The sequence below is a fragment of the Streptomyces sp. NPDC046862 genome (genome assembly GCF_040704615.1).
Taxonomy (GTDB): domain Bacteria; phylum Actinomycetota; class Actinomycetes; order Streptomycetales; family Streptomycetaceae; genus Streptomyces.
On the sequence record NZ_JBEYXP010000029.1, the window covers coordinates 93,971 to 120,952 of the forward strand.

The following is a 26,982-nucleotide window of genomic DNA, read 5'->3' on the forward strand; positions in this document are numbered from 1 at the left end:
CAGCACAGCCCCACGCCCCTGGCGGGGCGCGTCACCGGCGTCCCGCCAGTACGGCCCGGTAGTGCTCCTCGTGCGCGTCGATGACCGCGTCGAGGCGGTACCGCTCGGCGCACTGGGCCGCGCCCTTGCCGAGGCGTTCCAGCGTGGCGCGGTCGCCGAGCAGGGAGGACAGCGCGTCGGCCAGCCCCCGCACGTCTCCCGGGTCCACCAGCAGGCCGTTGTCGTCGGAGATCAGTTCCGGCAGGCCGCCGCAACGGGACGCCACCACGGGACGGCCGGTCTGGAACGCTTCCAGGACCACCCGCCCGAAGACCTCCGGCCACCGCGACGGCACGGCGACGACCGAAGCGGACTTGAGGCATTCGGTGATCTCCGCCTTGCCGAGCCAGCCCCGGAAGACGACCCGCCCCTGGGAGGTCAGGTCGGCCGCCAGCTCTTCCAGGCGCACACGGTCCGCGCCGTCGCCGACGATGACCAGCCGGGCCCCCGGATGCCGCTCGGTCACCTGCCGGAAGGCCGCGATCAGGACGTCGACCCCCTTGACGCGTTCCAGGCGGCCGGTGAAGAGCACGCTCCCGGTGTCGGCGATCGGCTCGTAGCCGAAGTCGCTGTCGGTGCCGTTGGGCACGACGAACAGCGGGACCCGGCCCACGTCGCCGCGCACGGTGTCGGCCATGTACTGGCTCAGCGCGAGCACCCGGTCCACGCCGCGCAGCCACACCAGGTAGCCGGGTCGTTGCATGAACCGCAGATACAGATAGCGGGCGGTGTCGGTCGCGCTGAGCCGGCCGCCGTCCACGGCGGTGCCGAGGTTCCAGCGCAGCAGCTTCAACGTCCAGTCCTCGGGGCCCCGTGCGGTCAGCAGGCGGGGGTAGCGCCGGGTGGCGGCCAGCACCGAGGGGCTGAACTCGCCGATGGTGTGCAGATGGACGACGTCCGGTGCGAACTCGGCCAGGATCCGCTTGAGGCGCCGGTAGGCCGTGTGGTGCCAGAAGTAGCCGAGCAGCCGCCTGGCCGGGCCGCCGTCCACCGCGGGCACGACGTGGTCGGCGAACAGCTCGTGCCCGGCCGCCATGCGGTCGGTCGCGACCACGCTCACGGTGTGGCCCCGGGCCCGCAGTCCTTCCGTGATCAGCCGGACGCTCTTCTCCGCCCCGCCGGCCTCGAAGCCGATGTTGACGATCTGCAGAATCCTCATGCCTGTGCCTCCGCGGTTCGGACATTCCCCGGCTCCGAGTCCGGCTCGGGGTCCGGCTCGGGGTCCGGCTCCGAGTCCGGCTCGGGGTCCGGCTCGGGGTCCGGCTCGGGGTCCGGCTCGGGGTCCGGCCCCGGCTCCGGTTCCGGCTCGGAGCGCCGTACGGCCGCGAGGCTGCGGCGCCGGTGTCCGAGGAGCGCCGCCAGGGCCACCAGGCCGGAGGCGAGGTTGCCGGCGGCCCAGGCCCAGCCGATCCAGACCAGGCCCCGCGGAGCCCAGAGGAGGGCGAGCGAGATCGAGACGGTCGCGAAGACGAGGTTGTTGACGACCAGTTGCCGCATCTGCCGGGTCAGCTTGAGCGCGAAGTTCGACCAGCTGGACAGGGCGACGGCCAGCGCGCCGAGAGCGAACACCATGAGCAGCGGCCTGGCCTCGGTCGCGTAGGAGCCGCCGAACAGCTTCAGGATCAGCCCGCTGCCCAGCGCCACCACCGCCGCTGCCGGGACCATCAGGGCCGCGATGACGGCGGCGGTCCTGCGCAGCAGTACGCCGATCCGGGAGGGATCGTGCGAGCCCTCCGCGAAGAGGGCCTCGCCGACCGAGAAGGACACGGCGTTGAGCAGGCTCGCGATCTGGAAGGCGACGTAGTAATAGCCGGCCGCCGCCGCTCCGAGCTGGTGCAGCACGATGAGCGGGACGACCAGTTGGGGCATCAGGTTGAGCAGGCTCGTGACATAGCTGGCGACGGAGAAGCGCAGGTGTTCCCTGAGCCTGGTGCCCCGGGTACGGAAGTCGAAGCGGAAGCCGAGCCGACGGCGCATCAGGAACAGCGAGGCGAGCACCGCCACCGCGGAGCCGCCACCCGCCGAGCCTACGATGCCCACCCAGCCGAGACCGACCAGGGCGACCGGCAGGGCGAGCTTGGTCAGCCCCTGGAGCACTCCGTCGACCAGCGCGTTGTACTGCGGGATACGGGCGCCGATGAAGACGGAGTCGGTGAGCTGGTTCACCGCGGCACAGGCGCAGATCACGACGAAGGCCGCCGCCAGCGGCAGCCGGTCCCGGACGAAGACCAGCTTCTCCCCGTACAGCGGCAGACCGGCCAGATAGACCGCGCCGACCAGGCACGACGATGTGGTCACCAGGGCGATCGACTGGGTCAGCTGGCCGTTGCGGGCCGCGGCCGGCGCCGGGAAGCGGATCAGCGTGCTGTTGAGGCCGAACAGGCTCAGATACGAGATCAGTGAGACCGCCGAGATCAGCGAGGTGGCCAGGCCCACCTGTTCGGGGCTGTAGAAGCGGGCGACCACGATCCAGAAGACGAAGCCCAGTCCGGCGATGGTCGCGGTGGACGCCATCAGGAAGAAGGAACTGCGGTACACCTGGTCGGCGGGCCGGGCGTGCCTGCCCTTGTGTCTAGCCATCGGTGACGTCCCGGTAGTACTCGACCAGCGCGCTCACATGCTCCTCCCAGGCGAAGGCCGTCGTCGCGTACTCACGGGAGTAGCGGCCCATGTGCGCGCGCTTCGGGCCGTCCCCGGCGAGGGCGGACAGCGCGGAGCGCAGCGCGCCCGCGTCCCGGGGCAGCAGTGTGACGCAGGTGGGGTCGAGGCGGTAGGGCGCGTACCCCGGGTCGTCGGTGGTGACGACGGGCAGACCGCTGGCCATGGCCTCCTGGACGGTGAGGGGGAAGCCCTCGGCGATGGACGGCAGCGCGAAGACGTCGCAGGCCCGGTACACCTCCGCGAGCTCCTGTGGGGTCAGCGCGCCGAGGTGGTGGACGCCGGGCCTGTCGGCCAGGGTGCCCGCGTTCCCGCCCCCCGCGAACACCAGGTCGAAAGCGTCGTCCTGGGCGGCCAGCAGCAGGTCGTACCCCTTCTTCGGCACCAGCCGGCCGGCGAACAGCACCAGGGGGCGGTCTCCCGGCAGGCCGAAGCGCTTACGGATGAGCTTCCTCTCCTCGTCCGAGGCGGCGGGCCGGAACTGCTCGGTGTCCACACCGTTCGCGAGGTGGCGGACCCGCTGGGGACGGGCGCCGTAGCGCCGTACGAAGTCCGCGACGGTGGCGTTGAGGGTGAGGACGGTGCGGGCCCGGCGCAGCAGGCCGCGCCCGGCGACCGCGTACACCGCGCGCTGCACGCCTCGTACGACGGCGGAAGGGTGCTGCACCAGGGCGACGTGCTGGGTGACGACGTGCGGGGTGCGGGTGAGCAGGGCGGCGAGCCCGGCGGCCCACGAGGTCAGATACAGGCAGTCGTGCACATGGATGACGTCGGCCCGGCGGGCCAGGCGCAGCGCGGCCGCAGGCAGCCGCGGCGACAGCAGGGGAAAGGGCACACCGGCCCGCTCGACTCCGTTCCAGGCCGCGACGCGCACCACCCGTACGCCCTCCTCCTCGCGGATCGAGGAGCGCTCGCCGCTGGTGAGCACGGTGACCTCGACGCCACGGGCGGCGAGCCGGACCGCCTCCTGGCGGACTACGTACTCGATGCCTCCGACGTGCGGCGGGTAGTAGTGGCTGACGAGGAGCACTCTCATCGGTAGATCCTCGCCCCCTCGCTGCTGTAGATGACGTTCTTGGTCGCGTCCAGGAGACCGAGGGGATAGCGGTAGGTGACCAGGTCGCCCTCGTAGGAGAAGGTCACCCTGTCGGTGCGCACGGTCGTGCTCCCGACCAGGACGTAGGCGTCGGTGCGCAGCGCGGTCGGGAAGAGGTCGCCCACGGCCGGGCCGGTGATCGTGGTCTGCTGCCGGTTGAAGGTGAAGCGGTCGGTCTGCACCAGGGACTGCTTGCCCTCGGCGTCGAAGCCGCGCACCAGCCAGTAGGCGGCGCTCCGCTCCTCGGCGGTCGGGTAGTAGATGTCGTAGTACTGGCCGGAGTTGCTGAGCTGCAGCTGCGCCGGGTAGCCGCCCAGTACCTTCGGCACCACACCGGTCAGGTCCAGGAAGAGCGCCGTGACCAGGGCGTACACCATCGCCATGCGCCGCCGCCCGGCCCAGCGCAGGACGGCGAGCAGGCCGGCGGCGATGAAGGGAGCGAAGAAGAACAGCCCCTGCTGGAAGGCGCGGAGCACTCCGTAGTCGGCCGACAGGGAGGGGATCACCGTGAGCAGCCCGAGCAGGGCCACGGCCCCGACGGTCAGCGTGGTCTGGTCGCGCACCGGCCGGAAGGCCCCTCGCCGCCCGAGGACGACCACCAGGAGGCCGACGCCCAGCAGCAGTTGGAGCAGGGCCGCCGCGGCCTTGCGGAGCAGGGAGTTGACCGTGCCGACGTCCACGCCGACCCCGTCGAGCGCCTTCCCGGCGGCGGTGAGCGGCATGTTCTCCTGCTTCACCACCGGGGTCCTGTAGGCGTCCACCGTCTTCAGGGGCAGGTATCTGCCCTCGGCACGCCCCTTTGCGGTCTGCTTCAGGTTCTCGGTGCGGTAGGCGTCCAGCCGCTGCTGCGGGGTCATGGTGGTCCCGCCGAACAGGCTGTAGGAGATGTCGGAGGAGCCGCCCTCGCTCTTCTTGCCCGGGTGCAGCGCGGTCTGCACGACGTCACTCAGCGTCGTCCGCAACTGCCCGCTGGTGTGGGTGACCGGACCGGCCCACACCAGTGCCATGGCCGCCGCCCCCGCCACGATCCACCAGGTCACGAAGGAGCCCGCCTTGACCGGGCGGTGCTTGCCCTCGTGCCCACGGGCGGCCCGGAAGCGCTCGGCCAGGCGCCACACCAGGTCGGTGACCAGGGCGACGCCGAGGATCGCCACGATGACGTAGATCGTCGAGTAGTGCGACAGCGTGATGCCGGCCAGCAGCCCGACGAAGGCGATCCGCCGGATCCGGAGCGGCCTGCCGGAGTCGGTGAGCACCACCATCGCGCAGCCGAGCAGCACGAAGGCGACTTCCTGGCGGCCCAGGAAGGTCATGTCGGACAGGAAGGTGGGGAAGACCATGAAGAGCACGGCCGACAGCAACGACACCAGATGCGGCGCGACGTTGCGCACCGAGCGGTGGATCAGCACCGGGGTGAGCGCGAACAGCACCGGCAGCACGATCTTGAAGATGTAGATGTCGGGGATCGCGGTGAGACGGAACACGCTGACCGGCAGCAGGGTGATGCTCAGACAGGCGTTGTACGCGTCCGGGTAGGTCGAGATGTCCCAGAGCGAGCCGCCCAGGGTGAGCCGGAAGTACTCGTACTCACGCTGCACGTCGTGGCCGGTGATGGACCAGCCGCGCAGCGAGTTCAGCAGCAGCAGCGCGGTCGCGGCGAGAAACAGCCCGGTTTCCAGCACCGCCACCGGGTAGCGCCAGCGGCGGATCATCAACAGCACCAGCAGCGCGGCGACGGCGATCAGGGCGGCCATGCTGACGGAGCCGCCGAGGCCGTTGTTCAGCCGGATCGGTCCGGCGACCGACAACAGGAGGGCCACGGCGGCGAGCCCTGCCACGGGGACCGCGCCCGGCGGCAGCCCGCCGCGAAGATCCATCAGAAGGACCCTGCGCCAGAACGCTCGTGGTTCCCGCTCCGCACGCTCCTCCTCCGGCGCGAACGCGCCGATCACGATCAGCGTCAGCGCCGTGGCCCCGGCCAGCGACACCTGGGTCAGCGGACGGTCCACACCGAAGAGCGGCAGCACGGTGTTGACGGCCAGGGCGACCACGATGTCCGTGATGACCGCCATGCCGACGGCGAGCAGCAGGCTGCCGTCCCTGGTGGACACCACGCGCGAGGCGACGCCCCGCCACAGCGCGACGGGCGCCCCGAACAGCAGCCACAGGCCGGCCACCGTCAGAAGTGCCCCGGGCACCCCGGGCAGCATCTCCACGACGCAGGCCACCGCGACGCCGACCAGCACCCCGAGGCGGCCCCGCACGAGGTCGGCGGGGCGCAGCCCGTCGGCCCGCCCGGCACCGGAGGCAGGGGTGGGGGTGGAAGCGGATACGGAGGCGGCAGCGCGCCGAGCGGCGCGGCGGCCCTCGGCCGCGGCGCCGTCCGCCGAGCTGTTGTCCGCCGAACCGTCGTCCGGAGCGTCCGGGGCGTCCGAGGCGTCCGAGGCGTCCGGCCCGGACAACGGCTCGCTGCCGGCTGCGTCCTGCCCGTCCGGATCGACCGCCCAGGACGGACGCCGGTCGGCACGCCGCCGCCCGGTATCGGCGGCGTGCCCGGTCTCGGCGGCTCCCTTGGCAGCCGCGTCGCGCGCTGTCACCCGCCGACCTCCGCGTAGACATCGTCGTAGACCCGCTCGACGCGGGCCGCCACAGCTTCCCAGGAATAGCGCTGGGCCGCCGCCGTGCTGCTCCGGGCGAGCCGCAGGCGCAGGCCCGGATCGGCGGCGACGGAGTCGATGGCGGCGGCCAGTGCCGCCGGGTCCGGGGCGGCCAGCAGGCCCACCCCGTCGAGCAGTTCGGTGGTGCCGGGTACGTCGGTCGCGATCACCGGCAGGGCGGCGGCCATCGCTTCCAGGACGACCAGGGGCATGCCCTCCTTCTCCGAGGGCAGCACAAAGGCACCGGCGTCCCGGTAGGCACGCACCAGGTCCGCGTCGAGCAACCCGCCGGAGAACTCCACGTCCTTGAGCCCCAGTTCGGCGGCGCGCGCCTGAAGTCTCTCGCGCAGTTCGCCGTCGCCGACGATCCGCAGCCGCACCGGTTCCCGCACCAGGGCCATCGCCTCCAGAAGCCGGGCGACGTTCTTCTGCGCGCTCAGCCGGCCGACGTACAGCAGCCGCAGCGGGCGCTGCGCCGCCTCACGCACCGGCATGAAGTAGCCGGGCCCGACACCGTTGGGCACCACGAACACCCGCTCGGCCCGGACCCCGTACGTCCGCGTCACGAACGCGCGCTGGGCCTCGGTCAGCACGATCACCCCGGCGGCGGCACGCATCGCCCGGCCGAGGACATGCTTCTTGTACGCGGGCAGCAACCGCCCGAAGCGGCCCGACGCATCCACGTCGAGATGGAAGTGGAGCAGGAAGCGCTGCCCGCGGAGCCGTGCGGTGAGGGCGACGAGTTCGGGCATCAGCGCGTGCGCGCAGTGCAGGTGCAGGACGGCGCCGCGGGGAGCGCGCCACAGCGAGACCGGGAGGCCCGGCGCGAGCGCGGTGTGCGCGAACTCGACCGCGCGGTGCCGCCGTACGGTGACCCGGCCGGTGCCGAAGCGGCGCGGCGCGCCGTTCGCGCCGAGCGCGGTGGTGACGACCCGGACGTCGTGACGCTGCCCGAGCTGCTGGGCGAGGTGCTCCACAACGCGTTCGAGCCCGCCCAAGTGGGGCGGGTAGTAGGGGGTGATCTGCAGAACGGTGCGTCGCATCAGGCTTCAGTCTCGTACGTCACGGGGTGCGGGTGGGGCTGGGGGTCGCGGTCGGCGCGACCGAGGGCGACGGCGTCACGAAGGAGTAGTGCAGCGACTGACGATGACCGACGAGGGCGACCCGCACCACGGCCACCTCCGCCGTCTTCCTGCCTACGCGCGCCACGACCGGCACCGGCTTGCCGTCGCGTGGCGCGAACTTCACCGTCTCCCTGCCCACCGGCTTCCCCTCGGCCGATTCCAGGGTCACCTTCAGCCGGTAGGAGGTGACGCCCGTTCCGTGAGCGTTCACCGCGACGGGGACGACCACCTTGCCCCCGTCGAAGCGGGGCGAGGAGGTGAAGTACAGCTCGGTGTACGGGGTCTGCTGCCGGGTGAAGGACTGGAGCAGCACCGTACGCACCGGCGGCACCGACCACAGTCCCGCGGCCAGCACGGCGACGACCACCAGAACCACCGCCAGACCCGCCGCCCGTCGGGCCGGCGAGTCCAGGGCGAGGCGCTGCCCGCGCCCGCTGCCCGTACGTGCCCGGCGAGCCCGGCGAGCCCGGCGAGCCCGGCGAGCCCACGACGGTACGGGAGCCGGATCGGCGTCCGCTTCCGGGGTGTCGGCCTGGCCGGACACGTCAGGTTCACCGGACACGTCAGGTCCGCCTGAGGCATCAGGCTCACCGGAGGCATCGGGCTCACCGGGCACGTCGGGTTCGTCAGGCTCACCGGCCACGTCAGGCTCGTCGGGCTCACCGGGTTCACCGGGCTTGTCGGGCAATGAACTCATACCGTTTCGTACTGGCCTGTCCGCCTGTTGGGCCGCCAGGACCGAGCGGGCCGGCTGGGCTGGTCGGGCTGGTCGGACGCGCCGACCTCTACGGCATCGGCCGACTGCTGCTCATGCCGCGGCCCGGGGACCAGGGTCTTCGCCACCGGGACCTCCTCCACCAGGTCCGTCGGAGCCACGTTGTCCGTCCGAGCCGGCTCCACGACCGGCGCGGCGGGACGACGGAAGCGGTGCTCGAAGAGCTGCCGCAGATTGGCGGCACCGTCGGGCAGCGCGTTGAGCTTCACCTCACCCTGGCGCGGGCGGTACTCGATGGGCACCTCGGCGTAACGGTAACCCGCCAGGGTCGCCGCGTTCTTGATCTCCTGGGAGAAGGCCATGCCACCGGAACGGACATCCAGGCCGTCCCACACATGGCGCCGGAAGATCCACATCCCTGACTGCGAGTCACGGAGCCCGTTGCGGAACAGCCGCCGGCTCAGGGCGCTGAGCGCGTGGTTGGCCGCGGTGTGCGAGGGCTTCATCGCATGGCGGTTCTCGCGCCGCAACCGGTCGGTCGTCATGAACTCGACGTCCTGCTCGACGAGCGTGCGCAGCAGCCGCGGCAGCGCGTCGAAGGGGTAGGTGCAGTCCGCGTCCCCGGTGGCGACCACTTCCCCGGTGGCGGCGCCGAAGCCCGCCATGTACGCGTTGCCGTAACCCTTCTCCGGCTGGTGCACCACGCGCGCCCCGAGTGCGCGCGCCACATCGGCGGTGCCGTCGGTCGAGGCGTTGTCGACCACGATGACCTCGGCGTCCCAGCCCTCCGCGGCCAACTCGGCCAGTGGGACGGAGGCGATGACGTCAGGGAGATTGGGTGCCTCGTTGTAGGCAGGAATGACCACTGACAGTGTTCTCACGCGTTGCCCTCCCCCAGGGCTTGCCCGGACGGATACCGAGCCCCGCGCCTCTCCTGGACGCTTCATCGCAGAAGGAGATGGCCACAGCGTGCGCTGTGGCCGGGAACGAGAACCTCGACGAACACGGAGAACGGTTCGTCCGTCAGATCATGAAGTGTTGAAGCAGTTGAGACCCTATTTCACCTTGGTGGAAATTGTTAAGGAAGTGACCGAGCTGTGACCGTGACTGACGTCACATCAGCCAGGAAGCGACAGGTTTGGCATCCCCGCCCGATCCGCCCTTGTGCACGTCGGCCACCTGATCCGGCGTCAGGGGCGTTTCCCAGACCTGGATGTGGCCCACGACGCCCGCCCAGTAGTCGCCCCACACCCCGTGCGTACGCGCCCGGCCGAGCTGCAACGGGCCCTTGCCCGCCCAGATGCCGCGAATCTTGGTGGAGTCGGCCTTCTTGTCGTTCACATAGAGGGTGATCGTCTTGGCCTTCGCGTCGTACGTGCCGGTGAGCAGCACCCACTCGCCGACCGTGCCGATGCTCTTGGCCGCCTTGGCCTCGTAGGTCGTGCTGTCCGCGCCACCCGCGGCGGTCTGCACCTCGAACACCCAGTTCCGGTCGTCACCCGACGCGTCCCGGCCAAGGTTGAAGGAGGACGAGTCACCGTCACCCTGGCTGATCGCGGAACGGGGGCTGTTCGGGGCCTCGTTGTAGACCCAGGCCGAGATACTGAAGCTCTTGGAGACGTCGATCAGCTGTGTGGAGGACTGGGCGTAGGAGTTGACGTTGCTCCGGAACCGGGCCGCGTAGCCGTTCCCCACATCGTCCACCGCGGCGTCCGGCCCGAGAGCGAGATTGTTCTCCCCGGACTTGTCCGCGAGAACGTTGTCCTGGCCCGGAACGGTGGGCGACTTCTTGCCGGACGAGGACGAAGGCGCGGTTGAAGGGCTGCTGGAAGCGGAAGCCGGCGGGTTTGGTTTGCCGTTTTCATGCCGGACGACCAGGAATCCGGCCCCGACCCCGAGCAGGCACGCCACCAGCGCGATCCCGCCCGTCCAGAGTCTCTTTCTGCGGCGCCGCTGTGCCTCGTTGCGCTCGGCCATGGCCTCCCAGTCCATGCCGCCCGAGAAGGAGGGCTGCTGATACGCGGGGGGCGGCTCATGACCGGCTTGCTGATATCCGGGCTGCTGATATCCGGGCTGCTGCCCGGACGGTATTTCCTGCTGTGGATACCCGTAACCGCTCGGCGCCGCGGACGGCTGCGGAGCAGACGAAGGGTTCCAGGGGTCCTGCCCGGGGGCAGCTGCCCCCTCCGGGTGTTCCGTGCCGTCAGTCATAAGCACGGATGCTAAAGCAGCGCCGCACCCCGCACGACTCCCCGTCTCCCCTTGGCCGTCGGCCCGCGCCACGGTCGACTCCGGCGGGGCAAGAACCCGGCGACTTCCGGGCGTTGGCGGACAAAGGGGTGGGGTGGCCCGAGCGCGGGAAAGGCCACAGTAAGCCCCTGTAGGTTGACCCCCCACAAGCACCGCCCCTGCCCCGTCCCCCCACGTCCGGAGGCGCCCCATGCTGCGCGGCATCGATGTCAGCTCGTACCAGTCGTCCTCGTACGACACGGACGGCCTCTCCTTCGTCTTCATCAAGGCGACGGAAGGCCGGACGTACACCAATCCCAGGCTGGCCGCACAGACGAAAACCGCCAGAGACGCGGGCCTCGTCGTCGGCTTCTACCACTTCCTCTGGCCCGGCAACCTGACCGCCCAGGCCGAGTACTTCGTGAGCAAGGCCCCCGAAAAGGCGGGCGACATACTCGCCGTCGACTGGGAGACGACCAGCGAGGGCACTCACGCGAGCAACGCCGAGAAGGACCGCTTCCTACGCAAGGTGAAGGAACTCCGGCCGAACCACCGGGTCATGCTCTATTGCAACCGCAACTATTGGCTGAATGTCGACGATACGTCGTACGCCGGTGACGCCCTCTGGATCGCCGACTACGTGACCGCCGGCAAGCCCCGGATAAAGGCGAAGTGGCGCTTCCACCAGTACACGGACGATCCCGTCGACAAGGACGTCGCCGACTTCGAGTCGAAGGCCGCCCTCCGCACGTGGGCGACGAGTGGCTGAGACCGTCCGGATCGAGCTACGGGCATGACAAAGCAGCGAGCATGACAAGGGCGCCCGCCGACGATGGTGGGCGCCCCTTGCCGTGGGTCACTTGTTGAGGTGGGCCCAGAACTCCTCGAAGGAGAGCAGCTTGTCGCTGTTGAGGTCCCGGCTGGCGATGATGGCCTCGGCCACCGACTCGGTGACGTTCCAGTCGCCGCCCTGGGCCAGAGCGGCCTTGAACTCGGCGGCGCTGATGAACCCGTCACCGTCCGTGTCGATCCGCTCGAACTGCTTGCGTGCTTCCTCGATGTCCGCCACCGGTCCGCCCCTTCATCGTGCTTTCGTGCGATACAGCCTTTGTTGGCGGGCTCAGACTAACCGGCCGAGCGGGCGCGCAGCGCGGCGACCACCCAGGCGAACTCCTCGGCGTGCGCGGGCAGTGGTTCGGTGCCCCGCACGAGTGCGGTGAGCTCCCGGAAACGGGCGAGTTCGGTGTGTGTGGCCGACTCCATCCGTTCGAGTACGTCGGCCCGGTCGGCGTTGCCCAGCAGCCGGCCCAGCACCTCCTCGGCGCGCGGTGACTCGGGGTCGATGCCCTGTTCCCGCGCCTGAGCCGCCAGCTGTACGAGGCGGCTCATGAACCACAGGGAGGTGCCGGGCGGCACCTCCGGCCCCCGGTCGGCGGCGTTGAACTCGATCATCCCGCGCATGCGTGCGCGGAAGCCTGGGTCCTGCAACAGCTCCGCCAGCTCCACCCAGGCATCCACCTGCTCGGGAGTCGGGTCGTCGGGCAGATCGGTGATCGCGAACCGCATCCGGGTGCGGATGTCGGGGTCCGCGGTGTCGAGTCCCCCGAAGGTCTCCTCCATGAAGTCGTCGATGATGCGTGTGCGTTCGGCGGCCGACAGCCGCGCCAGCTTGTTCATGAGTGTCGTCTCCTCGGCGGTCGAGCCGCGTCGCGCCACGGTCGACAGCACCGCCCTGGTCACCTTCAGGGCGCGGATCTGTGCGTCCAGGGCCGCCACGTGCGTGGCCGCGACCTCCGCGACCGTCGTCTCGCCCGCCACCACGCGGCGTACGTCGTCCAGGCCGAGGCCCAGTTCCCGCAGCGTGCGAATGAGTTCCAGGCGGGCCACCGACTCCGCGTCGTACAGCCGGTAGCCGCCCTCGCTGCGGGCCACCGGCTCCAGGACGCCTTCGTCCGACCAGTAGCGGATCGTACGCACGCTCAGACCCGTGGCCCGCGCCAGCCGGCCGATGGTGAGAAGTCCGGTGCCGTCTTCGATCATGTCTGCGAGTCTGAGCCTTCCAGTGGGTGGAGACTCAAGCGAGGGGGAGGGTGTCTTGGCCGGCACTCTGCGGGACATTCTGGACGCGGCGGCCCGGGGGGCATTCCCTCCCGCCGACGGGGGCACGACCGTCGTCCGTCAGCACGACCGTCGTGACGCCGGGGTCCTCGCCTTCACCGCGCACTCGGTGGTCTTCACGGACGAGGATCCGGAGTGGGTGCACGAGACGCTGGACTCCCTGGACTGCGACGCGCTGGCCGCGACCATGAACCCGCGGTTCCTGGCGGCGTTCATGGCGCGTACGGGGCGGTCGACGGACACCATCGACGTGATGAACGTAGGCACCCGGCTGACCGGTGAGCCGCCGGTGGCGTTGAAGGAGGTCGCCGATCCGGACCACCCCCGGGTCGTGAGCGCCCGGAAGCGGCGGGACGACGTGCGGGTGTGGTCGGCCGACGGCGGTGTCCTCGTCCTCGGGCGCGGGATCGGGGGGCGCTGGGAGGCGGCGGTCGAGGTGGACGAGAAGGTACGGCACCGGGGGCTCGGCCGGTCGCTGGCCACGGCGGCGCGGCATCTGGTGCCGGACGGGCACGTGTGGGCGCAGGTGGCCGCGGGGAACGCCCGCAGCGCGCGGGCGTTCCAGGCGGCGGGTTACCGGCCCGTGGGCGCGGAGGCGCTGCTCATCGCCCGCTGAGGCAGGGAAGAACCCTTTCTCAGTGCCAGGGCTCGTAGTGCGGGTTGCTCTCGCAATCGCTCATGATCTCGGTCTTGGTCTTCTTGTCGACCGGGCAGACGCCGATGACGTACTGCCGGGCGATCCCTCCGGGGAAGGCGACCTCTACCTGGTCGGCCCACTTGTGGGTGTCGCCGATGGTCTTGTTGACGTCGACGCCGCCGGGGGCGTCGATGTAGTAGTTGAAGCCGGACTTGTACCAGGTCTTGTACAGGTCGTGGTCGTACGACGTGGACACGTACGGCGAGGGCTGGTTGACCAGGACGTACTGCTCGATGTCGTACTGGCCGTCGATGACGTCCTTCGGGTAGAAGCCCTGCTCGAAGATCGTGGCCGGGGGGCGGCTGTCGCTGCGGTACAGCGTGCCGCAGGTCTTGCGCCAGGCGGGCTTCGGCGTGATGCGGGCGACGTCCACGCGGCGGTCGGCGGCGGCGTGGACCGGGTCGGCGAACTGGGGGCAGGCGGGGGCGGCGGCCTTGGTGGGCGCGGCGGCCCTGGCGGCTGCCGTGGCTTTGGCGGGCGCCGCGTCGGCCGGTTCGCTGGCGGGGGGCGTCGCGGCCGAGGTGGCGAGGACGGCCGACAGGGACAGGGCGGCGACGACGGCCCGGCGCCGCGGACGAGTGGTGATCATGAGGAGCACGATCGCTGTTCGGCGGCGACGGGCCGTGGATCCTCACCCGTACGGCGGCGTGTCAGGGCACGCGCTTGTCAGCGGAAGATACCCGTGTGGCCCAGCGAGTAGCGGCCCGGCTGCGGGTACACCGCGAGGCCGTGCGGCCCGCTGCCCACGGGGATGCGGGCGAGCTGGGCGCCGGTGCGGGTGTCGATGGCGTACACCTCGGCGTCGTAGCGGCCGGAGAGCCACAGGACCTTGCCGTCGGACGAGACGCCGCCCATGTCGGGGCTGCCGCCGTCGGGGAGGTGCCACTTCTTGGTGAGCTTGTTCTGGGTGAAGTCGAAGACGGAGATGGTGCCCTCGCCGCGGTTGGAGACGTACATCTCGCGGGAGTCGCGGCTGACGTAGAGGCCGTGGCAGCCCTTGCCGGTGGGCAGGAGCTCGGGGGTGGTGAACTTGTCGCCGTCGAGGACCCACATGCCGTGGGCCATCATGTCGGCGACGTAGAACCGCTTGCCGTCCGGGGAGACCTTCACGTCCTGCGGCATGGCGCCTTCGAAAGGGAGTTTCTGCTGGCCGACTACCTTCATCTTCTCGGTGTCCACCTTGAGCAGTTCGCCGCTGAACTCGCAGGACACGATGAAGTACCGGCCGTCGAGGGAGAAGTCGGCGTGGTTGACGCCGTAGCAGCTGACCGGCTCCGTCCTGAGGCGTTTCATGGTGTGCGGGTCGCGGAAGACCAGCTCGCGGTCGAGGGAGGCCATGACGACGGCGTACTTGCCGTTCGGGGTGAAGTAGAGGTTGTACGGGTCGTGGACCTCGACCGGCTTGCCCGCCCTGCCCGTCCTGGGATCGATGGGGGTGAGGGTGTGGCCCCGGTTGTTGTTGACCCAGAGGGTCTTCAGGTCCCAGGAGGGGACGACGTGCTGGGGCTGCCGGCCCACCGGGATCGTCTCGACGATCTTGTACGTGCTCGGGTCGATGACGGTGACGGTGTCGGACTCGGTGTTCGGGACGTAGACGCGGGACGGGAAGTCCTTGACGACCGGGGAGAGTTTTCCCGGGCGGTTGGCGGCGTAGGCGTCCTTGGGGTCGAGCACCGGGGGCATGCCGCGCAGGCCCTGGATTCGGGGCTGCTTCGGCGGGGCGGGCTTGACCGCGGGGTGGGTGGTTGTGGCGGGGGTGGTGGTGCGGTCCGGGGTGTCGGTGCCGCAGGCGGTCAGGGCGGTGGCGGTGAGGGCGGTGAGGGTGGCGGCTGCGATCAGGATGCGTCTGGGGATGCGGGCGGCAGTGGTGGGGGGCATGAGGTGGGCAGCTCCGTCGTGGTGATGCCCGGGGGGTGGGCGGTCGCGGGCATGCGCACCATTTAAGGGCGGCCGGTGGAGAATTTCGGTGATTCGTCCGATTGGCGGCTCGTACGGGTGGCCCTCCGGGGGGTGGGGTGGCGTCTGGGGTGGGTGGGTTGGTGCGGGTTGGGTGTGGCTGGTCGCGCAGTTCCCCGCGCCCCTTTAAGACCGCGCAGTTCCCCGCGCCCCTAAAAGACCGCGCCGCTCCCCGCACTCCCCAAGAAACTCGGCCGTTCCCCGCGGCCCTAAGACCGCGCCGTCCCCCGCGGCCCTGAAGCCACCCCCTCCGCGCCTCTGACCTCCTGCCCCCCGGCCCCGCCCACTGACCCCTCCGGGCCCTACCCCTTCAGCCCCTCCGGCGTTTGAGGAGCGGGGGTCCGGGGCGGAGCCCCCGAAAACGGGGTCCGGGGCGGAGTCCCGTGCGGGGTCGAAGGGGCAGCGCCCCTGGGGAGGGGACGGGTAGGGGCGGCGGGGGCGAGAACAAGTGCCCGTGCGTACGGGGCTAGCGGTCCGACACCCTCATCTCGAACCATGTCGTCTTGCCGCGAGGCAGCAGGTCGACCCCCCAGCGGTCGGAGAGTTTGTCGACGAGGAAGAGGCCGCGTCCGCTGATGTCCAGCTCCTGGACGGGCATGAGACAGGGAAGCCCCCGCGAGGGGTCGCGGACCTCGACCCGGATCCACCCCCGCTGGCGGCGCAGACGCAGCCCGAAGACACGCGCGCCGGTGTGCCGCACGGCATTGCCGACCAGTTCCGAGACGAGCAGGACCGCGTCCTCGGTCATCTTCGGCGAGTGCCCCCAGTGGCGGAGCACGACGACCTGGGTCAGCCGGCGCGCGGTGGCCGCCGACTCGGGCCGGGACGGCAGGGGAACCTCGGCCTCAGCGGGGTTGCCGAACAACTCCAGCGCCTTCAGCGCCCGTTCGTCCTCGACCGCAGGCGACCAGCGCGCCGCGGTCGCACTCCCGTGCCGCCGCGGCTGTTCGACACCCTCCAGCCCCGCCATGCCCCCATCATGGCCGCCCAGCGCTTGGTCCGGGGCCGTTCCACGGGAATACGCCCTCCGGGACCTTCCGCTCCCGGGGGGCGATTTGGCATATGCCAGAGGCATTCCAGAGAGGGTCGCTCACCGCCTGAGCTGCGACGATTCACCGGAAATCGGCAATCGCCCGCCGGTCATCCCATGCTTCACTTAAGGTTGTCTTAAGGTCCCCATAAATCCGCCCCTTCGAGGGACTCGGGTAAGACACCGCGTCAACTGCAAGTTGATCAGCGGAACTTGGGGGTGAGGTGTCACACGAACTTCGCCTTGCCCGGCCCCTCCTCCACGAAGCTCCGCATCCCGCGCTCCCGGTCCTCCGTGGCGAACAGACCCGCGAACCAGTTCCGCTCCACGGCGAGCCCGGTCTCGATGTCCGTCTCCAGGCCCGTGTCGATCGACTCCTTGGCCGCGCGCAGCGCGATCGCCGGGCCCTGGGCGAGCTTCGCGGCCCACTCGTGCGCCCGCGTGTAGACCTCGTCGGCCGGCACGACCCGGTCCACTAGCCCCAGCGCCAACGCCTCGTCGGCCTTCACCATGCGCCCCGTGAAGATGAGGTCCTTGGCCTTGGACGGGCCGACCAGCCGGGACAGGCGCTGAGTGCCGCCCGCGCCCGGGATCAGGCCCAGCAGGATCTCCGGCTGCCCGAGCTTGGCGTTCTCCGCCGCGATGCGGTAGTCGGCGCAGAGCGCGAGCTCACAGCCACCGCCCAGCGCGTAGCCCGTGACGGCGGCGACGACCGGCTTGGGGATGCGGGCCACGGCCGTGAAGGAGTCCTGCAGGGCACGGGAGCGCACGACCATCGCCGCGTGGTCCATGGCCTGCATCTCCTTGATGTCCGCGCCGGCCGCGAACACCTTCTCCCCGCCGTACAGGATCACCGCGCGCACGTCCGCACGGTTCGCGGCCTCCTCGGCGAGCTCCTTGAGGCGGTCCTGGGTGGCGATGTCCAGCGCGTTCATGGGCGGGCGGTCCAGGCGGATGGTGCCGACGCCTTCGGCGACTTCGAGATGCACAGTCATGCAGGCAGGTTAACGGGCACTAACGGCAACGGCCCCGGTGCCGTACCTCACACCGGGGCCGTACGTACGTCAGCGAGAGCTCACGACTTCCACTTCTCCCACGACATGTTCCAGCCGTTGAGCCCGTTGTCCGGGTCGACGATCCGGTCCTTGGAGTTCTTCACGATCACCACGTCGCCGACCATCGAGCGGTTGAAGAACCAGGCCGCCGAGATGTTGCTGTCGTAGCCGCCCTTCACGTCGCGCAGGCCGATGCAGCCGTGGCTGGCGTTGTAGTTGCCGAAGGCGTCGCCGCCCCAGTAGTTGCCGTGGATGAAGGTGCCGGAGGTGGTCAGGCGCTGGGCGTGCGGGACGTCCTTGATGTCGTACTCGCCGCCGTAGCCGACCGTCTCGCCGTTCATGCGGGTCACCGTCAGGCGTTCGCTGATGACCATCTGGCCGTTCCACGTCTCGTAGCCGGGCTTGCCGGTGGTGACGGGGATGGTCTTGATGACCTTGCCGTCGCGTTCGACGGTCATCTTCTTGGTCTTGACGTCGACGGTGGAGATCTGGCTGCGGCCGATGGTGAAGGAGACCTTCTTGTTCTGCTCGCCGTAGACGCCGGGGCGGCCCTCGACGCCGTCGAGGTCGAGTTCGACCGTCACCTTCGTGCCGGGCTTCCAGTACTTCTCGGGACGGAAGTCGAGGCGGTCGTTGCCGAACCAGTGGCCCTCGACGTCGACGGCCGGTTCGGTCTTGATGCTGATGGACTTCTCGACGTCCCCGGGCTCGGTGATGCCGCGGGTGAAACGGAGCGAGAACGGCATGCCGACGCCGACCGTGGAACCGTCCTCGGGGGTGAAGACGCCCACGAAGGTGTTCTTCGGGGTCAGTGTGGTGAACGAGGACTCCTCGGTGGCCTTGCGGCCCTCCTTGTCCTCGGCGACGGCGTGGACCGTGTACTTGGTGTCGGAGGCGAGGTGGGTCGACGGCTCCCAGCCGGCGCCGTTCTGGGTGATCTTCCCCTCGATCGCGTCACCCTTGGCGTTCTTGACCGTGACCTCGGTCAACTTGCCCTTGGCGGCGGTGACTTTGAGGGCGCCGTTGGTCTTCACGTCGTCGGCGCCGCTCTTCGGGGATATGGTCACGACGGCCTCGGAGGCCTTGCTGCCCGCCGTGCCCGCAGAGCCCTTGCCGTCCTTCCCCTTCTCCGAGCCGGAGTCGGATCCCCCGCCGCACGCGGACACCGTGAGGAGCAACACCCCCAGCAGCAGCGCCAGTATCCCCTGGCTCCGCCGGCTCCTCCGCGTCCGCGCACCAAGCGACTCCCCCGATATCGGTCGCGCGTTCAAGTTCGTGTCTCCCCTCGCACGGCCTGTTCAGGCCCGCACCCCCAACGCGTCGCGCGCGTTTGTGCGTACATTAACCGCAAGATCGGGATGGAATGGGCCTCGCCATTGTCACTGTTCAGTCCCAAGTAGGACCGTTCCGAGCGCCATCCCGTTCCATGCGGCTCCCCCTTGTTCGCGTCCCCCTATGTCGCCGCCATACCGGGTTACTTCACCGCTCCGCCCGCCTTCCACTCCTCCCAGCCCATGTTCCATCCCCCGAGCCCGTTGTCCGGAGCGACCTCCTTGTCATGGCTGTTGACGACCTCGACGACGTCCCCGATGAGGCTGCGGTCGAAGAACCAGCCCGCAGGCGTGTTCGAACTGCCGCCCTTCACGTCGCGCAGACCCACACAGCCGTGGCTGACGTTGGTGTTGCCGAAGGCGCCCGGCGCCCAGTAGTTGCCGTGCAGGAAGGTGCCCGAGCGGGTGAGCCGCATGGCGTGCGGGACGTCCGGGATGTCGTACTCGCTCTTGCCGTCGGCCTTCTTGAAGCCGACCGTGGCGCCGTCCATCCGCGTCACCTCGAGCATCTCGGTGACGACCATCTTCCCGTTGTACGTCGTCGTCGCGGGCGCCCCGGCCGTGATGGGGACGGTGGCGAGGAGTTGGCGGCCGCGGCGCACCTTCATGGTGTGGGCGGCCGCGTCGACCAGGCTGGCCTGGTGGCGGCCGACGGTGAACGAGAGCGTCCTGTGCTGCAGGCCGTACATGCCGGGTGAGCCCTCGACGTCCCTCATCCGCAGCCCGACGGTGACCCGGGTGCCCGGCTTCCAGTAGTGCTCGGGCCGGAAGTCGACCCGGCTCGGGCCGAACCAGTGCGGCCGGATGTCCACGGCGGGCCGCGCGGTCACCTTGATGGCCCGCTCGACGGCCGCCCTGTTCTCGATCTGCCGGTTGAACTCCAGGGACACGATCATGCCGGTGCCGACGGTCGCGCGGTTCTCCGGCATGACGTAGGCGATGAAGCGCTTCTCGGGGACGTGCGTCGTGAACGTGGCGTGCCGGGCCGAGCGGCGGCCGGCGGCGTCGAGGGCGACGGCGTCGACGGTGTACCGCGCGGCGAGCGCGAGTCTTCGGGTGCCGGAGCCGGTGGGGCGCCAGGTCAGTCCGTCGGCGGAGACGCGCCCCGGCACACGCGACTCCTGGGCGTCCTGGGAGGCGACGACCTTCACCGACTCCAGGCGCCCGCTGGGCACCCGTACCTCGAACGGTTCGTCGGCGCGCACGTTCCTGCTTCCGTCCGCCGGTGTGACGCGGATGATGCCGTTCGGTGCCCCGGGCTTGTCGTCGAACTCCTCCGGCGTGCACCCGGTGGCCGCGGCCACCAGTCCCGCCCATGTCAGTACGGCAGCCAGCGTGAGCCCGGCGCGTCGGGGAGCATGTGTGGTGATGGGCACTCGGACCTCTGTCTTTCCGGCCGGGGGGCGGGCACGGTGTCCCCCGGAAAAGTGCAGTACGTGCGGCCCAACGACGGCACACGCCCCGGGGAAACGTGAGTGCGAGCCACCGTCTGGGCAGAACAGTGGGGAGAACGACGCGGTGGGGGACCTACGGCAGGCGGACGAGCCGGAAACACAGCCGCCGTACACCCTGTCAGCCATCGTTCAGCCGAGCCGCAGGAGGCCGTGAGGTGGCGAGCGCACCCGAGCAGGAGGCAGTCCAGGAGGGACGCGGACCGTCCGCACACACGGCCGCCGTGCTGAACGGCAGGCGGCGCACGGCGGACGACACCCCGCAGACGCCCGTGTGGCCGGGGGCTCCCACGCCTCTCGGAGCACGGTTCCGGGTGGGACCGGACGGAGTGGCGGGCACCAACTTCGCGCTGTGGTCGGGCGGGGCGGAGGCGGTGGAGCTGTGTCTGTTCTCCGAGGAGGGAGTGGAAACGCGCGTCCGGCTCACCGAGCTGACGCACGAGATCTGGCACGGCTTCGTGCCGGGCGTGCTGCCCGGTCAGCGGTACGGCTACCGGGTGCACGGCCGCTGGGACCCCTGGACCGGCGCCCGCTGGAACCCGGCGAAGCTGCTCCTCGACCCGTACGCGCGTGCCGTGGAGGGCGACTTCGGGCTGCCGCCCGAGGTGTACGGGCACGTCCGCGACTGGCCCCAGCAGCAGGTCGCGGACACCGTGCGCGACGACCGGGACTCGGCGCCGTACGTGCCGAAGGGAGTCGTCGTCCACGACGACGCCCCCGACGACGAATGGACCGACGACCGCCGCCCGAAGACGCCGTGGGCCGACTCGGTGATCTACGAGCTGCACGTGCGCGGCTTCACGAAGTCGCACCCGGGGATCCCGGAGGAACTGCGCGGCACGTACGCGGGACTGGCGCATCCGGCGGCGATCGAGCACCTGGTGAAGCTGGGGGTGACGGCCGTCGAGCTGCTGCCCGTGCACCAGTTCGCCCACGAGGACCACCTGCTGCGGCGGAGCCTGCACAACTACTGGGGCTACAACTCGATCGGCTACTTCGCCCCGCACGCGGCGTACGCGGCGTCCGGCACGGCCGGCCAGCAGGTGGGCGAGTTCAGGCGGATGGTGCGGGCGCTGCACGCGGCGGGCATCGAGGTGATCCTCGACGTGGTCTACAACCACACCGCGGAGGCGTCGGAGCTGGGCCCGATGCTGTCGCTGCGCGGGATCGACAACCGCGGCTACTACCGGCTCCAGCACGACTCCCGCCGGTACGCGGACTACACCGGCTGCGGCAACACCCTGCACGTGGTCCAGCCCCACGTCCTCCGTCTGATCACGGACTCCCTGCGCTACTGGGTGACGGAGATGGGAGTGGACGGCTTCCGCTTCGACCTGGCGGCCGCGCTGGCCAGGTCCATGCACGACGTCGACATGCTGTCCCCGTTCCTCGCGGTCATCGCGCAGGACCCGGTGCTGCGGCGGGTGAAGCTGATCGCGGAGCCGTGGGACGTGGGGTCGGGCGGCTACCAGGTGGGCGCGTTCCCGCCCCTGTGGACGGAGTGGAACGACCGGTACCGCAACGCCGTACGCGACTTCTGGCGCGGCGCCCTTCCCGACGTACGGGACCTGGGTTACCGGCTGTCGGGGTCGAGCGACCTGTACGCGTGGGGCGGCCGGCGCCCCTACGCGTCGGTCAACTTCGTCACCGCGCACGACGGGTTCACGCTGCGCGACCTGGTGTCGTACGAGCGCAAGCACAACGAGGCGAACGGCGAGGGGAACCGGGACGGCACGGACGACAACCGCTCGTGGAACTGCGGGACGGAGGGCGAGACCGACGACGAGCGCGTCCGCGCCCTGCGCCGCCGCCAGCTGCGGAACCTGCTGACCACGCTGCTGCTGTCGACGGGTGTGCCGATGCTGGTCGCGGGCGACGAGCTGGGGCGGACGCAGGGTGGCAACAACAACGCGTACTGCCAGGACAACGAGATCAGCTGGCTGGACTGGGGGCTGCTCGAGGAGCCCGGCTGGAAGGCGCTGTTCGACCTGACGTCCCGGCTGATCGCGCTGCGCCACGAGCACCCGGTACTGCGCAGGCGGGCGTTCTTCTCCGGGCGCGCGCACTCGGCGGACGGGCTGCGGGACCTGGCGTGGTTCACGGCCCGGGGCACCGAGATGACGGAGCGGGACTGGTACGCGCCGGCGGCCACCCTCGGCATGTACCTCTCCGGCCGCGACATCCCCGGCCGTGACGAGCGTGGCGTGCCGGTGGTCGACGAGAGCTTCCTGGCGGTGCTGCACGCGGCGGACCGCCCGGTGTCCTTCGCCCTGCCCGGCCCGCCGTGGGCCGAGCGGTACGAGGTGCTCGTCGACACCTCGCGCGAGGACCAGCGGGACCCTCCGGGTGTGGAGCACCGGGCGGGGACGGAGATCACGGTGCCGGCGCGGGCGGTGCTGTTGCTGCGGGTGCGGGAGTGAGGTGGCGGTCGCCCGGGGGTTCTTTCGCCCCCGCCGCCCCTACCCGTCCCTCCCCCACTCTCGGCTCCGCTCGAGCGGGGGGGACCCCCATCCGGGGCTCCGCCCCGGACCCCGCTCCTAGAACTCCCCCAGCTACCGCCGGGAGGTGCCCCCAAGGGGCTGAAAATGCAGGTCGTAGGACCATCGGCCGATTCCACTCGGGCTAAAACTCGGTGGGCAGTGTCAGTGGTGGTCCGTAGGCTCCGATTGATGCCCACACAACCCGCCCCCGCAGAGGACCGGACCGACCCCGACGACTCCACCGACCCCGCCGAACGAGCCGACCGCTCCGCCGTACGGACCCTCCTTCGCCTGTGGCCGTACGTCCGGCCCGTCCGTGTCCGGCTGTTCACCGCCGCCACCGTCGCGGTCCTCGCCTCGTGCGTGGGTCTGGTGATCCCGCTCGTCCTGAAGTGGATGGTGGACGGGCCGGTCGCCGACCGCGACCCGGCCGGCGTGTGGCTGGGGGCGCTGTACCTGCTGCTGCTCGGGCTCGCCGAGGCGGGGCTGTTCGGGCTGCGGCGGTGGCTGGTGGCACGGCCGCTCGCGGGTGTCGAGGCGGGGATGCGGGCGGATCTGTACGGGCACCTGCAGCGGCTGCCGGTCGCCTTCCACGACCGGTGGGCCTCGGGACAGCTGCTGTCCCGGGGGACGACGGACCTGATGCTGCTCCGGATGTTCCTCGCCTTTCCGCTGACGTTCCTGCTGGTCAACGGGGTGACGATCCTCGTCGGCCTGATCATCATGCTGCTGCAGGACTGGACGCTCGGGTTGGTGATCCTGGGCCCGGCCGTGCCCGTCATCATCACCTGCGTCGTCTTCGAGAAGCGGTACGCCGGCGTGGCGCGGCTCGCCCAGGACCAGGTGGGCGATCTGACGACGGTCGTCGAGGAGAGCGTCCTCGGGATCAGGATCATCAAGGGGTTCGGGCGGCACCGCAGCCAGGCGCGTGCCTTCCGCGATCTGTCCCTGACCCTGCGCGGGACGGAGCTGCGCAAGGCGCGGCTGCTCTCCGTGATCTGGGGCGTGATCATCGCCCTGCCCGAACTGGCGATCGGCGCCGCGCTGGTGCTCGGCACGGTCCAGGTCTCTGACGGCGAGCTGTCGGCCGGCACGCTGGTCGCCTTCCTGTCCACCGCGCTCGCCCTGCGCTGGCCGATCGACTCGATCGGCTTCCTCCTGGCGATGACCCAGGAGGCCGCCACGGCGACGGAGCGGTACTTCGAGGTCATGGACGCGGAGCCGGAGTCGGGGACGGTGCGGACCGGGCTCCCGCCCGAGGACGCCGGTCCTGCCGAGGACGCCGGTCCTGCCGAGGACGCCGGTCCTTCCGAGGACACCCGCCCATTCTCCGACGACGCCCGTCCGCTCTCCGAGAACGCCGGGCTCCGCTTCGACGGCGTCCAGTTCCGTTATCCCGACGCCCCCGAGGGCTCCCCTCCCGTCCTCGAGCGCATCGATCTCCACATCCGCCCGGGCGAGTCCATGGCGCTGGTCGGCGCGACCGGCAGCGGCAAGACGACACTCACGGCCCTGGTTCCCCGGCTGCACGAGGTGACGTCGGGCCGGATCACGCTGGACGGGCGGGACATCGCCGCGATGCCCCGAACGACGCTGCGCGAACTCGTCGCCGTGGCCTTCGAGGAGCCCACCCTGTTCTCCGCGAGCGTCGGGGAGAACGTGCTGATGGGGGCCGACGACCGTGCGGGCAGGGGCGAACTGGACCGGGCGCTCGCCGTCGCCCAGGCCGGCTTCGCGCACACCCTGCCCCAGGGCACCGACACCCAGGTCGGCGAGCAGGGCCTGAGCCTGTCCGGGGGCCAGCGGCAGCGGCTCGCGCTCGCCCGTGCGGTCGTGGGCCGGCCCCGCTTCCTCGTGCTGGACGACCCGTTGTCCGCCCTGGACGTCCACACGGAGGCCGCGGTCGAGGCGGCCCTGCGCCGGGTGCTCGCTCAGACCACGGCGCTGATCGTGGCCCACCGCCCGTCCACGGTGCTGCTCGCCGACCGCGTCGCCCTGCTCTCCGGGGGCCGCATCACCGCCGTCGGCACCCACCACGAACTGCTGCGCACCAACGCCGAGTACGCCTGGCTGATGTCGGGCGCGGACGGAACCGACACCCAGGAGACCGCCGACCGCCGCGAGGAGGCCCACCGATGACGGCGCCCACGACTCCCGCGCCGACCACCACCGACGGTGACGACCTGGACGCCACCGGGCCGACCGGCGGCGGTGACCCGTTCGACCACGACGTCCTGCCCACTCCCCCGGGCGCCACGGGCACGCTCCTGCGCTCCCTGCTCGCCCCGATGAGGGCCCGCGTCACCCTCACCACACTCCTGCTGCTGCTCCAGCAGGCGGCCGTGCAGGCGGGCCCGCTGCTCGTCGCGTACGCCATCGACACCGCCGTACCCGCGTTCCGTCGCGCCGACCACGGTCCGCTGATCGCGGTGGCCGTGGCCTACCTGCTGTGCTCGGTGGCGTCCGGCGGGCTGCAGTACGCGTTCATCGGCACCTCCGCCCGCGTCAACCAGGACGTGCTGCTCGACCTGCGCGGCCGTATCTTCCGGCACGCCCAGGCACTCAGCGTCGACTTCCACGAGCGCTACACCTCGGGCCGGCTGATCTCCCGCTCCACCACGGACGTCGAGTCGCTGCGCGAGCTGCTGAACGAGGGCCTGCAGGAGCTCGTCACCGTCATCCTGTCCTTCGTCTACATCTCGGCGATGCTGCTCTGGCTGGACCTCGGTCTGGGCACGGTCGCGGTGGCGTCGTTCGTCCCGCTGTACGCGCTGGTGCGGATGTACCGGCGGCGCGCGGCGCGCGTGTTCACGCTGCGTTCGACCGCGATCGCCGCCGTCATCGTGAAGTTCGTGGAGACGATGAACGGGATCCGCCCGGTGCGCGCGTTCCGCCGCGAGGCCGCCAACGACGCCGAGTTCAGGGCTCTCAACCACCGTCACGAGCGCATCAACGGCGACGGCATGCTGGAGATGGCCCGCTACGTGGTCGGCTCGCGCGTCGTCGCCAACATCGCGGTCGCCGGGATCGTGCTGTGGGGCGCCTACCGGGTGGCCGACGGCACGCTGGCCCTGGGGGTGCTGGCGGCCGCGGTGCTGTACCTGCGCCGGCTGTACGACCCGATAGACCGGCTCGGCATGTTCCTGAACTCCTATCAGTCGGCGGCGGCCTCCCTGGAGAAGATCGCGGGCCTGCTGGCCCAGACGCCGTCGGTGCCGGAGCCGTCGGCCCCCAGGGAACTGCCCGTTCTCGCATCCGAGTACCCGGGCCGCGAGGTCGTCTTCGACGGCGTGCGCTTCGCCTACCGCACCGGCGGCGAGGTGCTCCCCCGCTTCGACCTGACCCTCCCGGCCGGGCAGACGGTCGCCGTCGTCGGCTCGACCGGCGCCGGGAAGTCCACCCTGGCCAAGCTGCTGGCCCGCTTCTACGACCCCTCCGACGGCCGGGTCCTCCTCGACGGTGTCGACCTGCGCGACCTCGCCGTGCCCGAGCTGCGGCGCGGGGTCGTGATGGTCACCCAGGAGTCGTTCCTGTTCTCCGGCACGGTCGCCGAGAACATCGCCATCGGCCGCCCCGAGGCCGGCCGTGAGGACATCGAGCGGGCCGCGAAGGCGATCGGCGCCCACGACTTCATCAACGCCCTGCCGGAGGGGTACGACACGGACGTCCGCAAGCGGGGCGGCCGTATCTCCGCCGGTCAGCGGCAACTCGTCGCGTTCGCCCGGGCGCTGCTCGCCGACCCGGCTGTGCTGATCCTCGACGAGGCGACCAGCTCGCTGGACATCCCCGGCGAGCGGGCCGTCCAGCGCGCCATGTCGACCGTGCTGAAGGGCCGTACGGCCGTCGTGATCGCCCACCGGCTGTCCACGGTGGAGATCGCCGACCGGGTGCTCGTCATGGAACACGGCCGGATCGTCGAGGACGGCACCCCGGCCGAACTCGTCGCGGGCACGGGGCGGTTCGCGGACCTGCACCGCGCCTGGCGGGACAGCCTGGCGTAACGGACCGGGTTCTGGGATCCGCGACTTCGTTAGCAATGATGGTGGTTCGTTAGCAGTGGACCAGCAAATCCGTGATCCTGTTGGCAATGGCTACGGACAGTGGCGATCTCCGTCGGAGCCTTGAGAAGTCCAGCCGCCCGGTTCGTGGTCTGGTGCTGAATGGAGATCGAAGAGCGTGTGGTCAAGGGGTACGGCGCCGGTGTGGTGAGCATTCCGAAGCAGACGAGGGGGTACGTGCTGCTGAAGGAGCTCAGCCGGAGGCCGTGCGATGTTCCGCAAGCAGGTCGACCTGCCCGGGGACACCACCCCACGGGCGCGGGGTATGGCTCCGACGCGGGCTTGTGG

21 protein-coding genes are annotated in these 26,982 nt (G+C 70.7%); 5 read left to right on the plus strand and 16 right to left on the minus strand.

Annotated features, from left to right (window positions below; genetic code table 11):
- Nucleotides 1-31: 31 nt before the first annotated feature.
- The 8 genes from AB0959_RS29410 to AB0959_RS29445 all read right to left on the minus strand — a co-directional run bounded on the left by AB0959_RS29410 (nt 32) and on the right by AB0959_RS29445 (nt 10,500).
- Nucleotides 32-1,198, minus strand: a complete 1,167-nt coding sequence (locus tag AB0959_RS29410; protein WP_366829634.1) for a glycosyltransferase family 4 protein — start codon at nt 1,196-1,198, stop codon at nt 32-34.
- Nucleotides 1,195-2,619 carry a lipopolysaccharide biosynthesis protein gene (locus tag AB0959_RS29415; protein ID WP_366829635.1) on the minus strand — a complete coding sequence of 475 codons (1,425 nt, stop codon included), beginning with the start codon at nt 2,617-2,619 and terminating at the stop codon, nt 1,195-1,197. The genes AB0959_RS29410 and AB0959_RS29415 overlap by 4 nt, the downstream gene beginning before the upstream one ends.
- Nucleotides 2,612-3,733, minus strand: a complete 1,122-nt coding sequence (locus AB0959_RS29420) for a glycosyltransferase family 4 protein (protein ID WP_366829636.1) — start codon at nt 3,731-3,733, stop codon at nt 2,612-2,614. Before AB0959_RS29420 ends, AB0959_RS29415 begins: the two co-directional genes overlap by 8 nt.
- A complete protein-coding gene (locus AB0959_RS29425; protein ID WP_366829637.1) occupies nt 3,730-6,390 on the minus strand; it encodes a DUF2206 domain-containing protein in 2,661 nt (886 codons plus the stop codon). Before AB0959_RS29425 ends, AB0959_RS29420 begins: the two co-directional genes overlap by 4 nt.
- Nucleotides 6,387-7,493 carry a glycosyltransferase family 4 protein gene (locus tag AB0959_RS29430; RefSeq protein ID WP_366829638.1) on the minus strand — a complete coding sequence of 369 codons (1,107 nt, stop codon included), beginning with the start codon at nt 7,491-7,493 and terminating at the stop codon, nt 6,387-6,389. The genes AB0959_RS29425 and AB0959_RS29430 overlap by 4 nt, the downstream gene beginning before the upstream one ends.
- Nucleotides 7,494-7,512: 19 nt before the next feature.
- Nucleotides 7,513-8,136, minus strand: a complete 624-nt coding sequence (locus AB0959_RS29435) for a hypothetical protein (protein WP_366829639.1) — start codon at nt 8,134-8,136, stop codon at nt 7,513-7,515.
- A 131-nt stretch (nt 8,137-8,267) separates the two neighbouring features.
- Complete coding sequence (locus tag AB0959_RS29440) at nt 8,268-9,170, minus strand: glycosyltransferase family 2 protein (RefSeq protein WP_366829640.1); 903 nt, start codon at nt 9,168-9,170, stop codon at nt 8,268-8,270.
- A gap of 232 nt (nt 9,171-9,402) precedes the next feature.
- Nucleotides 9,403-10,500, minus strand: coding sequence for a LamG-like jellyroll fold domain-containing protein (locus AB0959_RS29445; protein ID WP_366829641.1), 1,098 nt, complete (start codon nt 10,498-10,500; stop codon nt 9,403-9,405).
- Between the two features lie 229 nt (nt 10,501-10,729).
- On the opposite strand from AB0959_RS29445, the gene AB0959_RS29450 reads away from it, so the two are divergent.
- On the plus strand, nt 10,730-11,287 hold the full coding sequence (locus AB0959_RS29450; RefSeq protein WP_366829642.1) for a glycoside hydrolase family 25 protein: 558 nt from the start codon (nt 10,730-10,732) through the stop codon (nt 11,285-11,287).
- An 87-nt stretch (nt 11,288-11,374) separates the two neighbouring features.
- Here AB0959_RS29450 and AB0959_RS29455 read toward each other — a convergent pair whose 3' ends face one another.
- Together AB0959_RS29455 and AB0959_RS29460 are read right to left on the minus strand one after the other, a co-directional pair.
- Complete coding sequence (locus AB0959_RS29455; protein WP_366829643.1) at nt 11,375-11,587, minus strand: EF-hand domain-containing protein; 213 nt, start codon at nt 11,585-11,587, stop codon at nt 11,375-11,377.
- A 56-nt stretch (nt 11,588-11,643) separates the two neighbouring features.
- On the minus strand, nt 11,644-12,558 hold the full coding sequence (locus AB0959_RS29460; protein ID WP_366829644.1) for a MerR family transcriptional regulator: 915 nt from the start codon (nt 12,556-12,558) through the stop codon (nt 11,644-11,646).
- A gap of 55 nt (nt 12,559-12,613) precedes the next feature.
- Here AB0959_RS29460 and AB0959_RS29465 point away from each other — a divergent pair, with 55 nt between their 5' ends.
- Nucleotides 12,614-13,252, plus strand: a complete 639-nt coding sequence (locus tag AB0959_RS29465; RefSeq protein WP_366829645.1) for a GNAT family N-acetyltransferase — start codon at nt 12,614-12,616, stop codon at nt 13,250-13,252.
- Nucleotides 13,253-13,271: 19 nt separating this feature from the next.
- Here the strand turns inward: AB0959_RS29465 and AB0959_RS29470 are convergent, their stop codons facing one another.
- The 6 genes from AB0959_RS29470 to AB0959_RS29495 form a co-directional block, all read right to left on the minus strand.
- Nucleotides 13,272-13,922, minus strand: coding sequence for an ADP-ribosyltransferase (locus AB0959_RS29470; RefSeq protein ID WP_366829646.1), 651 nt, complete (start codon nt 13,920-13,922; stop codon nt 13,272-13,274).
- A 77-nt stretch (nt 13,923-13,999) separates the two neighbouring features.
- Nucleotides 14,000-15,211: a YncE family protein gene (locus AB0959_RS29475; RefSeq protein ID WP_366829647.1), complete on the minus strand. Its 1,212-nt coding sequence runs from the start codon at nt 15,209-15,211 to the stop codon at nt 14,000-14,002.
- A gap of 544 nt (nt 15,212-15,755) precedes the next feature.
- On the minus strand, nt 15,756-16,364 hold the full coding sequence (locus AB0959_RS29480; RefSeq protein ID WP_366829648.1) for an ATP-binding protein: 609 nt from the start codon (nt 16,362-16,364) through the stop codon (nt 15,756-15,758).
- Between the two features lie 182 nt (nt 16,365-16,546).
- Nucleotides 16,547-17,314, minus strand: coding sequence for an enoyl-CoA hydratase-related protein (locus AB0959_RS29485; protein WP_366829649.1), 768 nt, complete (start codon nt 17,312-17,314; stop codon nt 16,547-16,549).
- An 80-nt stretch (nt 17,315-17,394) separates the two neighbouring features.
- Nucleotides 17,395-18,645: an Ig-like domain-containing protein gene (locus tag AB0959_RS29490; protein ID WP_366829650.1), complete on the minus strand. Its 1,251-nt coding sequence runs from the start codon at nt 18,643-18,645 to the stop codon at nt 17,395-17,397.
- A 203-nt stretch (nt 18,646-18,848) separates the two neighbouring features.
- Complete coding sequence (locus tag AB0959_RS29495) at nt 18,849-20,081, minus strand: Ig-like domain-containing protein (RefSeq protein WP_366829651.1); 1,233 nt, start codon at nt 20,079-20,081, stop codon at nt 18,849-18,851.
- Nucleotides 20,082-20,314: 233 nt separating this feature from the next.
- Between AB0959_RS29495 and glgX the strand changes: the two genes are divergently transcribed.
- The 3 genes from glgX (at nt 20,315) to AB0959_RS29510 (ending at nt 26,637) form a co-directional block, all read left to right on the plus strand.
- On the plus strand, nt 20,315-22,576 hold the full coding sequence (gene glgX, locus AB0959_RS29500) for a glycogen debranching protein GlgX (RefSeq protein ID WP_366829652.1): 2,262 nt from the start codon (nt 20,315-20,317) through the stop codon (nt 22,574-22,576).
- Between the two features lie 249 nt (nt 22,577-22,825).
- Nucleotides 22,826-24,775: an ABC transporter ATP-binding protein gene (locus tag AB0959_RS29505; RefSeq protein ID WP_366829653.1), complete on the plus strand. Its 1,950-nt coding sequence runs from the start codon at nt 22,826-22,828 to the stop codon at nt 24,773-24,775.
- Entirely contained in the window at nt 24,772-26,637 is a 1,866-nt protein-coding gene (locus tag AB0959_RS29510) for an ABC transporter ATP-binding protein (RefSeq protein ID WP_366829654.1), read from the plus strand. The genes AB0959_RS29505 and AB0959_RS29510 overlap by 4 nt, the downstream gene beginning before the upstream one ends.
- The last annotated feature ends 345 nt before the right edge of the window (nt 26,638-26,982 follow it).

Bases quoted from the DNA above. Each gene is read 5' to 3' on its own strand.
- AB0959_RS29410 (WP_366829634.1), bottom strand. From the start codon at position 1,198: ATGAGGATTCTGCAGATCGTCAACATCGGCTTCGAGGCCGGCGGGGCG.
- AB0959_RS29415 (WP_366829635.1), bottom strand. From the start codon at position 2,619: ATGGCTAGACACAAGGGCAGGCACGCCCGGCCCGCCGACCAGGTGTAC.
- AB0959_RS29420 (WP_366829636.1), bottom strand. From the start codon at position 3,733: ATGAGAGTGCTCCTCGTCAGCCACTACTACCCGCCGCACGTCGGAGGC.
- AB0959_RS29430 (WP_366829638.1), bottom strand. From the start codon at position 7,493: ATGCGACGCACCGTTCTGCAGATCACCCCCTACTACCCGCCCCACTTG.
- AB0959_RS29445 (WP_366829641.1), bottom strand. From the start codon at position 10,500: ATGACTGACGGCACGGAACACCCGGAGGGGGCAGCTGCCCCCGGGCAG.
- AB0959_RS29450 (WP_366829642.1), top strand. From the start codon at position 10,730: ATGCTGCGCGGCATCGATGTCAGCTCGTACCAGTCGTCCTCGTACGAC.
- AB0959_RS29460 (WP_366829644.1), bottom strand. From the start codon at position 12,558: ATGATCGAAGACGGCACCGGACTTCTCACCATCGGCCGGCTGGCGCGG.
- AB0959_RS29470 (WP_366829646.1), bottom strand. From the start codon at position 13,922: ATGATCACCACTCGTCCGCGGCGCCGGGCCGTCGTCGCCGCCCTGTCC.
- AB0959_RS29475 (WP_366829647.1), bottom strand. From the start codon at position 15,211: ATGCCCCCCACCACTGCCGCCCGCATCCCCAGACGCATCCTGATCGCA.
- AB0959_RS29480 (WP_366829648.1), bottom strand. From the start codon at position 16,364: ATGCCTCTGGCATATGCCAAATCGCCCCCCGGGAGCGGAAGGTCCCGG.
- AB0959_RS29485 (WP_366829649.1), bottom strand. From the start codon at position 17,314: ATGACTGTGCATCTCGAAGTCGCCGAAGGCGTCGGCACCATCCGCCTG.
- AB0959_RS29505 (WP_366829653.1), top strand. From the start codon at position 22,826: ATGCCCACACAACCCGCCCCCGCAGAGGACCGGACCGACCCCGACGAC.
- AB0959_RS29510 (WP_366829654.1), top strand. From the start codon at position 24,772: ATGACGGCGCCCACGACTCCCGCGCCGACCACCACCGACGGTGACGAC.